Annotated in this window: 11 protein-coding genes, 2 tRNA genes and 1 pseudogene; 8 read left to right on the top strand and 6 right to left on the bottom strand. The window is 66.3% G+C overall.

Annotated features, from left to right (window positions below; translation table 11 throughout):
- Window positions 1-5: 5 nt before the first annotated feature.
- Window positions 6-293, bottom strand: a complete 288-nt coding sequence (locus NKF06_RS03590) for a hypothetical protein (protein ID WP_253244545.1) — start codon at window positions 291-293, stop codon at window positions 6-8.
- A 153-nt stretch (window positions 294-446) separates the two neighbouring features.
- Window positions 447-1,862 (bottom strand): sugar porter family MFS transporter, encoded by a 1,416-nt coding sequence (locus NKF06_RS03595; RefSeq protein ID WP_253244546.1) that lies wholly within the window; start codon window positions 1,860-1,862, stop codon window positions 447-449.
- Between the two features lie 254 nt (window positions 1,863-2,116).
- On the opposite strand from NKF06_RS03595, the gene NKF06_RS03600 reads away from it, so the two are divergent.
- Entirely contained in the window at window positions 2,117-2,377 is a 261-nt protein-coding gene (locus tag NKF06_RS03600) for a glutaredoxin family protein (RefSeq protein WP_253244547.1), read from the top strand.
- A 6-nt stretch (window positions 2,378-2,383) separates the two neighbouring features.
- Here NKF06_RS03600 and NKF06_RS03605 read toward each other — a convergent pair whose 3' ends face one another.
- A complete protein-coding gene (locus NKF06_RS03605) occupies window positions 2,384-4,477 on the bottom strand; it encodes an ATP-binding protein (RefSeq protein WP_253244548.1) in 2,094 nt (697 codons plus the stop codon).
- Window positions 4,478-4,632: 155 nt separating this feature from the next.
- On the opposite strand from NKF06_RS03605, the gene NKF06_RS03610 reads away from it, so the two are divergent.
- The 7 genes and pseudogenes from NKF06_RS03610 (at window position 4,633) to NKF06_RS03640 (ending at window position 10,424) form a co-directional block, all read left to right on the top strand.
- Window positions 4,633-5,052, top strand: coding sequence for a hypothetical protein (locus NKF06_RS03610; protein ID WP_058826601.1), 420 nt, complete (start codon window positions 4,633-4,635; stop codon window positions 5,050-5,052).
- Window positions 5,053-5,062: 10 nt separating this feature from the next.
- Window positions 5,063-5,245, top strand: a complete 183-nt coding sequence (locus NKF06_RS03615; RefSeq protein ID WP_058826602.1) for a hypothetical protein — start codon at window positions 5,063-5,065, stop codon at window positions 5,243-5,245.
- A 118-nt stretch (window positions 5,246-5,363) separates the two neighbouring features.
- Window positions 5,364-8,182: pseudogene (locus NKF06_RS03620) on the top strand (aconitate hydratase).
- 119 nt (window positions 8,183-8,301) lie between these two features.
- Window positions 8,302-8,751, top strand: a complete 450-nt coding sequence (locus NKF06_RS03625) for a DUF6069 family protein (RefSeq protein ID WP_253244549.1) — start codon at window positions 8,302-8,304, stop codon at window positions 8,749-8,751.
- Window positions 8,752-8,907: 156 nt separating this feature from the next.
- Complete coding sequence (locus NKF06_RS03630; protein WP_253244550.1) at window positions 8,908-9,720, top strand: hypothetical protein; 813 nt, start codon at window positions 8,908-8,910, stop codon at window positions 9,718-9,720.
- The gene (locus tag NKF06_RS03635) at window positions 9,717-10,151 is read left to right on the top strand and encodes a metal-dependent transcriptional regulator (RefSeq protein ID WP_253244551.1); all 435 of its coding nucleotides are present in this window, start codon (window positions 9,717-9,719) and stop codon (window positions 10,149-10,151) included. Before NKF06_RS03630 ends, NKF06_RS03635 begins: the two co-directional genes overlap by 4 nt.
- Window positions 10,152-10,256: 105 nt before the next feature.
- Window positions 10,257-10,424: a hypothetical protein gene (locus tag NKF06_RS03640; RefSeq protein ID WP_172795764.1), complete on the top strand. Its 168-nt coding sequence runs from the start codon at window positions 10,257-10,259 to the stop codon at window positions 10,422-10,424.
- A gap of 128 nt (window positions 10,425-10,552) precedes the next feature.
- On the opposite strand, the gene dpsA is transcribed toward NKF06_RS03640, so the two are convergent.
- The 3 genes from dpsA to NKF06_RS03655 all read right to left on the bottom strand — a co-directional run bounded on the left by dpsA (window position 10,553) and on the right by NKF06_RS03655 (window position 11,826).
- A complete protein-coding gene (dpsA, locus tag NKF06_RS03645; protein ID WP_004065235.1) occupies window positions 10,553-11,083 on the bottom strand; it encodes a DNA starvation/stationary phase protection protein DpsA in 531 nt (176 codons plus the stop codon).
- A 498-nt stretch (window positions 11,084-11,581) separates the two neighbouring features.
- Window positions 11,582-11,656, bottom strand: a tRNA-Ile gene (locus tag NKF06_RS03650).
- 97 nt (window positions 11,657-11,753) lie between these two features.
- Window positions 11,754-11,826 (bottom strand) — tRNA-Asn (locus NKF06_RS03655).
- Window positions 11,827-12,053: the final 227 nt, after the last annotated feature.

The following is a 12,053-nucleotide window of genomic DNA, read 5'->3' on the forward strand; positions in this document are numbered from 1 at the left end:
ATTCTTCATAAAATGACAGGTAGTGTTACTATGAGACCAGCGTCAGCGTCTCCAAGCCGGAGGGGCTTCCGGAACGCATTGACTCGCTCGCGGGTGAGCACGGCGACACCGGGCGAAAGGAGGTCGTCAGGGAGGCTGCCCGGAACCTCCTCGGCGAGTTCAACGACAAGAAGCTCGAAGACTGCGAGCTGATAGTCGTCGTGACCGTCAGTTTCGACTGCGAGACGACCGCCGTCGAAGAGCGGATGACGGGCCTGCGCCACGAGTACGAAGGTCCTCGGGAAGTCGAACATCCACAACCAGTCGGGGAGATTCGCGCGACGCGCTGAGCGTCGACTACTCGGTGATGCCGGTCGACGAGTTCACGGGTGTCATTGAGGAGTGAGTTCGGGCTGCGGCGCGCCGGCCATCGCGCCAAAAAAACCGGGTCGCGCGGTCGGGGCCAGTCAGTCGTCGTCTCCGACGACGCCGGTCGACGACCCGTCCGACGGACCGCCGAGCATGTTCTCGCGAAGGTCCGACTCGATAGCCTCCAGCGACCGCCCTTTCGTCTCGGGGACGAACCGATAAGTGAACGCGAGCGCGACGGCGCTCAGCCCCGCGAACACCCAGAACGTCCCCGCGGTCGTGATTTCGGCGACCATGACGGGGAACGCGAGCGACACCGCGAGATTCGCCACCCAGTTGAACACCGTGACGACGCCCATTGCGGTCCCGCGAACCTTCAACGGGTAAATCTCAGAGATGAGGAGCCAGAACACCGGGCCGAGGCCGATAGCGAAGAACGCCACGTAGAGCATGAGGCTCCCGGTAGCGACCGTACCGATGAACCCCGAAAAGCCCGGCAGGTAGAACGCCGCGCCGAGCGCGACGAGCGTGAGCGTCATCCCCGCGAGGCCGACCGAGAGGAGCGGGCGACGGCCCTTGCGGTCGATGAGGACGACCGCGACGACGGTCATGACGACGTTGACGACGCCGATGCCGACCGTGGCGAGGATGGACGCCGAAGACTCGAAGCCGGTCGATTCGAGAATCGTCGGTGCGTAGTAGATGACCGTGTTGATACCGGTGACCTGCTGGAGGACGGCGAGGCCGACGCCGACGACGAGCGCCGGCCGCATCCACGGTTCAAGGAGGTCGAGCAGGCCGCCGTCCTCCGTCTCGATAGTCTCGTTAATCTCGGCGAGTTCGGCCCGGATCTGGTCGTCGGTACGGGTCCGAGAGAGCACCTCTCGGGCCTTCGACTCTCGGTCGTGTTCGACCAGCCAGCGCGGGCTCTCGGGCATGAACACCATCCCTGCCGCGAGGATAACGGCGGGAACCATGCCGGTGCCAAGCATCCATCGCCACTGGCCGCCGTCGGCGAAGGCGTAGTTGACGAAGTACGACGAGAGGATGCCGACCGTGACCGCGAGTTGGTTCAGCGAGACGAGCGAGCCGCGAATCTTCGGTGGTGCGATTTCGGAGAGATACAGCGGCCCGACGATGGAGGCGAAACCGATGGCGACGCCGTCGATGAGTCGCCCGATGACGAGCACCTCGACGGTCGGCGCGATAGCCATCACTAGCGAGCCGACGAAGAAGACCCCGGCGCTGACCAGGATGAGTTGGCGGCGACCCCATCGGTCGGCGAGGTAGCCGCCGAGGGCCGCCCCGAGTGCCGCACCGGCCAGCGCGCCGCTGACGACGATGCCCTCGACCAGCGGCGTCATCGTGAACGCGTCTCTGATGTAGAGGAACGCGCCGGAGATGATGCCCGTATCGAAGCCGAACAGGAGTCCGTTAAGGGCGGCGAGCGCGGCCGTCACGTAGACGAACCGGTTTCGACCGTCCGCCCCAGGTGCGTCAGTATCGACTGTCATAAATTGTCCTTATTCATTACATATTCGACACCGAGTTAGAAATTCTTCGACATATTATCAACAGTCGAATATTAACATACTTAGTTTAAAATTAAGATTCGAAGCAGTAGGTGGCCCAAATCAACAAATAACTACATATCTACCCATACACATGTCAATGAATCCAATTACTTTCCGGAATCGCGTATCGATTCCCTCTCTATGACACGTCGCCGACGAGAAGACTCAACAGGTCGCGGCGACGACGTGGGACGATGAGCGACCCCGTCCCCATCGTCGTCTACACGCGCACGGAGTGTCACCTCTGCGACGAGGCCGAGGCGACCGTCCGCGAGGTCGCAGACGAGGCGGACGTCCCGGTCGATATCGACCTCGTGAACGTCGACACCGACGAGGAACTCCGCGAGAAGTACGGAGAGCGGGTCCCCTACGTCTACGTCGACGGCCGGCCGGCGTTCAAGTTCCGCGTCGACGCCGACCGGCTCAGAGAGAAACTGACCGCGGCGCGGGAGTGACTGCCGTCACTCGGCGCCGTGGGGGTCGACCCACTCGACGCCGCGGAACTCGAAGCGCGCGCCGCCGTCGGTGCCGTCGGTAAGCGTGACCGACCAGCCGTGGGCTTCGGCGATGTTTTCGACGATAGCCAACCCGAACCCCGTCCCGCTTCGGTCGGTCGTGTACCCGTGTTCGAACACCCGCTCGCGGAGCGACTCGGGGATGCCGTCGCCGTCGTCTTCGACGTAGAAGCCCGCGTCGTCGGCGAGTCGGCCGACGGTCACGGTCGTGGCCGCGCCGCCGTGCTCGACGGCGTCACCGGACACAGTCCGGTTGCCTGTGGAACCATGTTCTACAGCGTTGCGAAACAGGTTCTCGAACAGTTGGAGCAGCCTGCCCGTGTCGGCGCGGACCACGCCGAGGTCGAGCGGTTCGAGGCGGGCGTCCTCGGTGGCGACGAAGCTCCACGCGTGGGTGACCTTCGACCGGAGGTCGACCGCCTCGAACTCCGTGACCGGCGAGCCCTGTCGGGCGAGCGTGAGCAGGTCGCTGATGAGCGCGTTCATCCGTTCGAGCGCCGTCTCTATCTTTTCGAAGTGCTCCGGGTCGCCGGTGTCGGCCGCGATTTCGAGGTAGCCCTTGGCGACCGAAAGCGGGTTTCTGAGGTCGTGTGCCACCACGGAGACGAACTCATCGAGGCGCTCGTTCGCCGCCGCGAGTTCGGCCTCGCGGTCGCGGAGCGTCTGTTCGCGCTTCGCCCGCTCGATGGCCGACGAGACGGTTGACGCGAGCAGTTGGAGGAGCTCGACGTCGACATCGGTGAACGACCCCCGACGGGTGTCGCCGGTGAGGAGGATGCCGTACTCGCCGAGCGGGACGTGGACCTCCGACTCGATGGACGAGTCGGGGTGCTGCACCTCCGACCCGTCGACAGTTCGCTCGTACACCCGCACCTCGTTGGCGTCGAACGCCTCCCAGATGAGCGTCTCCTCGCCGTCTCGGTGAAGGGTGGGCGACTCGCCGAACACCTGCCGGGCGGCGTCGGACTGCGCGACCGGGACGAGCGCGTCGTCGTCGGGGTCGTGAAACCACACGCCCGAGATGGGCCAGCCGACCACGTCGCGGACGGCGTCGACGGCGACGGCCGCGACCGCCTCGCTCGTCTCGACGCGGAGGAGTTCGCGGGCGACCGACTGGAGGTCGCGAAGCGCCCGTTCGAGCCGCTCGCGCTCGGCGGCGTCTCTGCCCGGGAGACGCGTCCCCGCGTTCGGTCCGGCCCCGCAGTCGCTCTGGTCCGCGACTCCCCCGGCGTCGGGACTTGCAGCGTCGGTATCGGGTCTGTCCGCCGCGGCTGCGGAATCGGAGGCGACCTCGCGGATGAAGACGCTCACCCCGCTGTCGTCGGGATAGATTCGCGCCGAGACGCGAACGTCGAAGGCGTCGAGTCGGGTGTCGAGTCGGGTCGTGGCTCCCGACGCCATCGCGGCTTCGAGCGCCCCGTGAATCTCGGAGCCGACCTCGGGAAAGAGCTCGCGGAAGTCCCGGTTGAGGGTCTCCGCGGCCGGAACGCCGGTGCGCTCGGCCATGGCGTCGTTCCAGTAGCTGACGGCCCAGTCATCGTCTAACGCGAAGATGCCGTCGGTGACGCGGCCGTAGACGGTCTCGAGGTGCGCGTCGGACTCGGTGAGTCGCTCTTGGACGCGGTGCTGCGACACCGCGTTGAACACGCGGCTCGCGAGGAGATGGAAGTCCTCGTCGCCGGCGGTCCGCCGGACGTAGTCGCTGACGCCGAGCGAAATCGCGCGGCTCGCCACCGCCTCGTCGCCGTGGGCGGTGTAGAGGATGAACGGCAGGTCGGACGAGCGGGCGCGAACGGCGGTGAGGAGGTCGAGGCCGTCGCCATCCCGGAGGTGGTACTCCGAGACGACGCAGTCGACGCCGTCGTCCTCGACGACAGAGATACCGTCGATGACGGCGGTCTCGCCCCGGACGTCGAGCCGGTCGGACTCGCGTTCGAGCGCCGTCGCGACGAGGGCGACGAACTCCGGGTCCCGGCCGACGTAGAGGACGGAGATGGGGTCGTCACCGCCGTTCCCGGTGCTGTCGTCGGGGGTGGACATACTCGTTCGAGAGCCGTGAGTTCAATAGATGTTTCGTCAGCAACAGCGGCCGACGGCGGCGGGTCGAGCGGCGGGGGCGAACCGTACGGTTCGCGCTCCGGTCGCTCGGACGAGGCGGGCGTACGCCTATGACCTCGGCGCCCCTTTGGATACTCATGGAAGCTGACAGACGACTCCTCCGACAGGCGCGCGAGCGACTCGACGGGTGGACCTACACGGCCCGCGACCGAGCCTACCGCGAGCTGTTCGCCGGCGACGCCGCCGCCGTCACCACCGAGGAGCGACAGCTTCTCGACGAGGTGGACGCGGAGCTCGCGGGCGACGGCGGTGACGGGCTCTGGGGGACAGACGAGTACGCCGTCGTCATGGGGCACCCGAAGAATCACCCGATTTCGGTCGTCTGCACTCGCCACCCGGAGATCCCATCGTCGTGGTCGCGGGGCGGTGAGAGCCTGACCGAACCGGAGCGCGAGCAGTTCAACGACCTCCTGTGGGACTACTGCGAGCGCGTCCGCCGGTACGTCCAAGACGAGGTCAACGAGTTCGTCGGGGTCGCGGGCGTCCCCGAGGAGTAATTCGAAGCCGATGCGCGTCATCCATCCGGCGGACCACCGAACCTGTTATCGCTGCGGCGAGCGCGCCGACGTGGTCGTCGCCCGCGGCCACGACCTGCGGTACTGCTGCTGGGACTGTTCGTACTCGCTTCTCGAACACGGCGGCGTCATCGTCGCGGGCGAACTGGGGAAGTCCCGCCCCAGACCCCCGTGAGTCGGGGGATAAACCCTGAGGTCCCGGCCATCGCCGCTCTGGAGCACCGTTCGCCCCGATTCCGACCGTGTGAGAACGAGTCCCGCATTCAAGCCCGCGGAGACCCTATCGGTCGACCATGAGCGATGGAGACACGCTGGACGCCGTCCGTGAGTTCGAACACGACGGAACCACGTACAAGATGGCGGACCTGACCGTCTTAGAAGAACAGGGCCTCTGCGAACTCGACCGACTGCCGGTGAGCATCCGAATCCTCCTGGAGTCGGTGCTGCGAAACGTCGACGGCGACATCGTCACCGAAGAGACGTGCGAAACGCCGCTTCGTGGGAGCCGGACGTGCCGAACGTCGAAGTCCCGTTCACGCCGTCTCGCGTGGTGCTACAGGACCTGACGGGCGTGCCCGCGGTCGTCGACCTCGCGGCGCTTCGCTCCGCGGCCGACCGCGCCGGGGAGGACCCGAGAATCGTCGAGCCGGAGGTGCCGTGTGACCTCGTCATCGACCACAGCGTGCAGGTCGATTTCTTCGGCTCGCCCGACGCCTACGAGAAGAACGTCGAGTTGGAGTACGAGCGCAACGCCGAGCGCTACAAGGCGCTCAAGTGGGCGCAGAACGCCTTCGACAACTTCAGCGTCGTCCCGCCGGGGACGGGCATCGTCCACCAGGTGAACCTCGAACACCTCGGGCGCGTCGTCCACGACCGCGAGTGGCGCGGCGACCGCTGGCTCCTCCCCGACACGCTCGTCGGCACCGACAGCCACACGCCGATGATCGGCGGCATCGGCGTCGTCGGCTGGGGCGTCGGCGGCATCGAGGCCGAGGCCGCGATGCTCGGCCAACCCATCACGATGAAACTCCCCGAGGTCGTCGGCGTCAGACTCGACGGCGAACTGCCGGAGGGCGCGACCGCGACCGACCTCGTGTTGCACGTCACCGAACAGCTCCGCGAGGTCGGCGTCGTCGATCGGTTCGTCGAGTTCTTCGGCCCCGGCGTGGGGAACCTCTCGGTCCCCGACCGGGCGACCATCTCCAACATGGCCCCCGAACAGGGGTCGACCATCAGCGTCTTCCCGGTCGACGAGGCGACGCTGGACTACCTCGAACTCACGGGCCGCGAGTCCGAACACATCGAACTCGTCCGCGAGTACCTCGAATCGCAGGGCCTCTTCGGCGAGCAACACCCCGAGTACACGGAGACGGTCGACGTCGACCTCTCCTCCGTCGAGCCGAGTCTCGCCGGGCCGAAGCGCCCGCAGGACCGCGTCGCCATGGGCGACATGAAGACGCACTTCCGGAACCTCCTCTACGGCGAGTTCGAAGACGCCGTCGACGACGTGGACGAGGAGGCCATCGTCCGCTGGCTCGGCGAGGGCGGGGGCGGAGTGGGCGACGACGGCGAACTCGCCGGCGACGGCGGGGCGCTGACGGAGACGCCCGAGGCGGCCCCCGAGGAACCCGACCTCGGCGAGTTGACCAAGCGCGTCGAAGTCGACCTCGGCGGCGAGACGGTCGAAATCGGCCACGGGAGCGTCGTCGTCAGCGCCATCACGTCCTGTACGAACACCTCGAACCCCTCGGTCATGGTCGCCGCGGGGCTCCTCGCGCGCAACGCGCTGGAGAAGGGGCTCGACGTGCCCGACTACGTCAAAACGAGCCTCGCGCCGGGCAGCCGCGTCGTCACGGAGTACCTGAAGAAGGCAGACCTGCTCCCGCACCTCGAAGCGCTCGGCTACGACGTGGTCGGCTACGGCTGTACGACCTGCATCGGCAATGCCGGGCCGCTGCCCGAACCCATCGAGAACGCCATCGACGAACACGGCCTGTGGACGACGAGCGTCCTCAGCGGCAACCGCAACTTCGAGGCGCGCATCCACCCGAAGATTCGCGCGAACTACCTCGCAAGCCCGCCGCTCGTCGTCGCTTACGGCCTCGCCGGGCGGATGGACATCGACCTCGAAACCGACCCGCTCGGCACCGACGACGACGGCAACGCCGTCTACCTCGCCGACATCTGGCCGGACGCCGACGAGGTTCGAGAAACGATTCACGACAGCGTCGATCCGTCGATGTTCCGCGAGAAGTACGCCGAGGTGTTCGAGGGCGACGAGCGCTGGGAGGCGCTCGAAGCGCCGACCGGCGACGTGTACGACTGGGACGACGAGTCGACCTACATCCGCGAGCCGCCGTTCTTCACGGACTTCCCGCTGGAGAAACCCGGCGTCTCCGACATCGAGGACGCCCGCTGTCTCCTGACGCTCGGCGACACGGTGACGACCGACCACATCAGCCCCGCCGGTCCGTTCGGGTCGAAGCTGCCGGCCGGCCAGTGGCTCATGGACCACGGCGTCGATCCCGTTGACTTCAACACCTACGGCTCCCGCCGCGGCAACCACGAGGTGATGATGCGCGGGACGTTCGCCAACGTCCGCATCGAGAACCAGATGCTCGACGACGTGGAGGGCGGCTACACGATTCACCACCCGACGGGCGAGGAGACGACCGTCTTCGAGGCCAGCCAGCGCTACCGCGAGGAGGAGACCCCGCTCGTCGTCCTCTCGGGCGTCGAGTTCGGGACCGGTTCGAGCCGCGACTGGGCGGCCAAGGGCACGGACCTCCTCGGCGTCCGCGCGACCATCGCCGAGAGCTACGAGCGCATCTACCGCGACAACCTCGTCGGCATGGGCGTCCTCCCGCTCCAGTTCGAAGACGGCGACTCGTGGGAGTCGCTCGGCCTCGACGGCTCCGAGCAGTTCGACATCCGCGGCCTCGACGACGGCCTCGAAGTCAACGACGAACTGACCGTGGTCGCCACGACGGACGACGGGACCGAAATCGAGTTCGACGTGACCGCGCAGGTCGGCACGCCCGCCGCGGTGACGTACGTCGAAAACGGCGGTATCCTCCACTACGTGCTCCGTCGGCTCCTGACCGAGAACTGAGTTAGGGGACTGAGTCGGACCGGCGGCCGGCCGCCTCCGACCCACGCGTCGGACTCACCGAGAATCACGAACCGCCGAAGACGCGTAGATTCATCAGCCACGGAGTGCTATGTGATGGCATGGCAACCGTGACACCCGCGGTCCGCCCGACGTGGACGGACCTCATGCGTCGCGGAGCGGCGACCGCGGCGGTCGCAACCGTCGCGAACGCGCTCCTCTTGACGCTCGTCCTCGAAACGGGGCTCGTCGAACCGTTCGCACCGCTTTCGTACCCGCCGGTCGTGTTCCTCTCGGCCACCGGTGCGGTCGCGGCGACGTTCGTCTACGGGCTGCTCGCGGGCCGCGTCGCGGACGCGGACCGGACGTTCTTCAGGGTCGCCGTCGCGGTGCTCGTGGCGTCTTTCGCACCCGACCTCGGACTCCTGTACGTCGACCCCGGGGCGACGGTTCCGGGCATCCTCGTACTGATGCTGATGCACGTCGTGGTCGCGGCGGTCTGTGTGGCGTCGCTCACCGAACTCGGCTGGGGCGTCCCGGAGGGGAAACGCCCGGACGCGACCGACGAGTGACCGACTGACGTTCGACGCATGGGCACTCCCGTGTCACTCACATTTAGGATGGCCTAAAAACCGAAGACACTATGTTGTTTTAGGTTGGCCTAAATAGTATGACCAGAGCGGATTCCGAGGCAACCGCGGCGACGGCACCCTCGCAGGGAGACTGAGATGAACACTGAGCGCACCGCGAGCGTCAGGGACGCGCTGAACCGCGTCGAACGCGAGCGCGAACAGGTGCTGGCGAAGCGGCGGGCAGTCGAGCAGTTCGAACGGCGCGTTCGAAAGCTCGCCGCGCAGTCGGACCGCCCGCCGGCAGGGACGGCCCGAGCGACCGCGTGCGGGACCGCGCCAGTGCCGACGGCGACGCGACGAGACGCCGGCGCTGGGCCGGGGCGACAGCGGGTCCGTGAGCTGTTCGCGGAGACGATACGGCCTCACAGCGTCTCCGACGTTAACGGGTCCGAGCCGCTCGCGGTGACGATTCGCGAGGAGTTCGGCCCGGAGGTCGCGACGGTGCTCTCCCCGGACGCCGGGAGCCGCTTTACACCGGCGGTCAAGGAGGCGGTCGTGTCGGCGGCGACGGACCGGCAACGGGGCCTCGACGGGATGTGCCGGGCGCTCGACGCCGAGGAACGGTCACTCCGAGCGGCGCTCGCCGTGCTGGACGAGTGCGAGAACTGGCTGGGGCGGGCGGACGCGACGCCGCTTTCGGAACTGGGATTCGACGCTCTCCGGCGGCGTCACGAGACGCTCGCTGACCACCGGGAAGCGTGTGACCGACTCGTTCACGAGCGACAGCGGCATCTCGACGGGGCGACCCGCCACACCGCGTCGGTCGAAATCGACCACCGGTTTCTCGCTGAGTATCTCTACGAGGACCGCGCGACCGACTATCCGGTCTTGACGGCCGCGGCCCGCCTGGTGGGCATCTGCGTGGATTGTCAGCGGGCCGTTCGCGACCACCTCGTCCGCCGCGTATGATCGGCGCGCCGCAGTACCTCCTCACACTGTACATCGCCGAGCGGGAGGACGGCGAGGAGACGCCGATTTCGCCGGGCTACGTCGCCGACGCGCTCGACCGCTCACCGCCCGCTGCGACGGAGCGCCTCCAGAACCTCGACGCGAAGGGACTCGTTCGCTACGAGCCCTACGAGGGCGCGACACTCACTGACGAGGGCCGCGACGTCGCCGAAGAACTCTACGACACCTACCGCATTCTCTCGCGGTTCTGTCGGGACGTACTCGGCGTCGACGACCACGAGGACGAGGCGATGCAACTGGTCGGAAACGTCAGCCCGACGGTTGCCGAACGGCTCGCGGCGACGCTGCTCCGTGGGGGCAACAACCGCGGCGAAGCGACCGAGGCGGCCGAATCGGCGTCGCAACCCTCTCCCGACAGCCCCGCGAGTTGAACGCGTCGCGGTAAACTCGGCACGAGGATGACTGTCAACAAATGCCACGCAAATACCGCCGCGGAACCGCACCCTTTTTGTTTTAGGTTTCCCTAAACCCTCGTAATGGCCGCTGGTACGCAGTCGAACGCTGAATCCGCGTCGGAACCGGACCGACCCGACTCCCCCGAAATATCCGTCTGCAAGGGCGGTCCGGGGAAATCGGTGTTCATGGAGTCGGGCAACAGCGACGGCTGGATTTCGAGCGACGTGACCGTCGACGTGACGCAGTAACTCCGTTCGACCCGGTTGCGCGGAGTGTGGACCTGACGAGCGCAGTCGCTGAACGGCGCTGGCAGCTCGGCAAAAGGCGTCGAACGTCGGAACGGGGGCGTCGTCCTCCGACGCGTCGGCGGCGGTGCTTACTGGACGAGCGTGTCGTCTTCGAGGTAGTGGTCGATGACGTGGGCGTGTTCTTCGATTTCGATGAGTTGCTCGCGGAGCATGTGCGCCGTCGCGTGGTCGCCGAGACCCGCGGCGAGTTCGATGTGTTCGCGGTAGCTCTCGATGATGTCGCCGTACATCTCGAGGTCGTTCGAGAGCGACGTGCGGATGTCGTAGACGTCCTCGTCCTCGGGCTCGACGGTTGCCGCCTCGCTCAGCGCCGGCATGCTGGCGTGGGGGACGCCGCCGATGGACTGGAGGCGTTCTGCGATTTCGTCCGCTGCCTCCTCGACTTCCTCGTAGGCCTCTTGGAGGAACTCGTGGATGCGGAGGTGCTCGGCGCCCTCGACGTTCCAGTGGTGCTTGTGGAGTTGGTGGTAGAGGACGTACGCGTCTGCGAGGTCGGTGTTCAACGCTTCGATTATCTGTTCGGCCTTCTCGGTGTCGAGCCGAACGGGGTTGTCGCCGACGCTACCTGCTTCCTTGAGGACTGACTTCTGCGTGCTCATTACAATCAGTAGTTGGGGCTGAGGCCACTTAATACTTATCCGAGAACAAACAATTTTTCGTGTGGCCTAAAACATCGTTTGCTGAACTTGGCTGATTACTTCTAAAACGACGAATGGCGTGTGTGAGAAGGACACACGGCTCGGGGCGACGAATCTACTCGTCGGCGGGAAATAGTCATGATATACCATATCAGTTATGTATTTTTTGAGTGGTTGGCGCGACGTTTCGTGAGTGTCGATTTACGCGGCTCACTACCGGTTCGTTACTCCGGTCGAAGACGGGCGGCGCTGGAGCGCGGCCAGAACGGGGTTCGCAGGTAGTCGCCCGGCCGCTGCCGTCGGCTCTACAGACTGGGGGGCGGCGGCGGGGCCCGTCAAGAGAGTTGTTCGACTCACGTCTACCGAGTGGAACACTCGTGTTTCGAACAGTCGGGACAGGGGCGGTATCGTACAGAATCGGACGATGCGCTGTGGGCTCGATTCCGTGTGGAGAACGTATGGGCCCTATGGGGTTCGAACCCATGACCACCCGGTTATGAGCCGAGCGCTCTGACCAGACTGAGCTAAGGGCCCTCGGTCGATTCTTTCCCGTCGTCCCTCTTATGTCTTATCAGAAGCCGCCGCCGGCGAGTCGGAGACGAACCGCTCACCGGCGTGAGAAACGGAGAAGCGCCACCGCCAGGACTCGAACCTGGGACAACCTCGTTAACAGCGAGGTGCTCTACCAACTGAGCTACGGCGGCTTTCGTCTGCACTCTCTCGTATTCGATGTTTCTTGATAGGGCTTTCGTTTTTACCCGACGGCTGGCGGATGCCACCGCCTGACGCGGTCGGGGGAGCACCGTCACGCTTTCGCCCGCCCGCGGGAAACCAGCGGGCATGACGAACTCGGACCTCGACGCGGTCGTCGCCGCGGTCCGCGAGCGCATCGACCCCGACGAGGCGGAGCGTCGCGCTCGCGGCGGCCGCG

This window comes from Haloferax sp. AB510, from assembly GCF_024136985.1.
GTDB lineage: Archaea > Halobacteriota > Halobacteria > Halobacteriales > Haloferacaceae > Haloferax.

Coding starts and splice junctions, on each gene's coding strand:
- NKF06_RS03615 (WP_058826602.1), top strand. CDS start 5,063: ATGCGCGTCATCCATCCGGCGGACCACCGAACCTGTTATCGCTGCGGC.
- NKF06_RS03635 (WP_253244551.1), top strand. CDS start 9,717: ATGATCGGCGCGCCGCAGTACCTCCTCACACTGTACATCGCCGAGCGG.
- NKF06_RS03590 (WP_253244545.1), bottom strand. CDS start 293: ATGTTCGACTTCCCGAGGACCTTCGTACTCGTGGCGCAGGCCCGTCAT.
- NKF06_RS03595 (WP_253244546.1), bottom strand. CDS start 1,862: ATGACAGTCGATACTGACGCACCTGGGGCGGACGGTCGAAACCGGTTC.
- NKF06_RS03600 (WP_253244547.1), top strand. CDS start 2,117: ATGAGCGACCCCGTCCCCATCGTCGTCTACACGCGCACGGAGTGTCAC.
- NKF06_RS03640 (WP_172795764.1), top strand. CDS start 10,257: ATGGCCGCTGGTACGCAGTCGAACGCTGAATCCGCGTCGGAACCGGAC.
- NKF06_RS03630 (WP_253244550.1), top strand. CDS start 8,908: ATGAACACTGAGCGCACCGCGAGCGTCAGGGACGCGCTGAACCGCGTC.
- dpsA (WP_004065235.1), bottom strand. CDS start 11,083: ATGAGCACGCAGAAGTCAGTCCTCAAGGAAGCAGGTAGCGTCGGCGAC.
- NKF06_RS03605 (WP_253244548.1), bottom strand. CDS start 4,477: ATGTCCACCCCCGACGACAGCACCGGGAACGGCGGTGACGACCCCATC.
- NKF06_RS03610 (WP_058826601.1), top strand. CDS start 4,633: ATGGAAGCTGACAGACGACTCCTCCGACAGGCGCGCGAGCGACTCGAC.
- NKF06_RS03625 (WP_253244549.1), top strand. CDS start 8,302: ATGGCAACCGTGACACCCGCGGTCCGCCCGACGTGGACGGACCTCATG.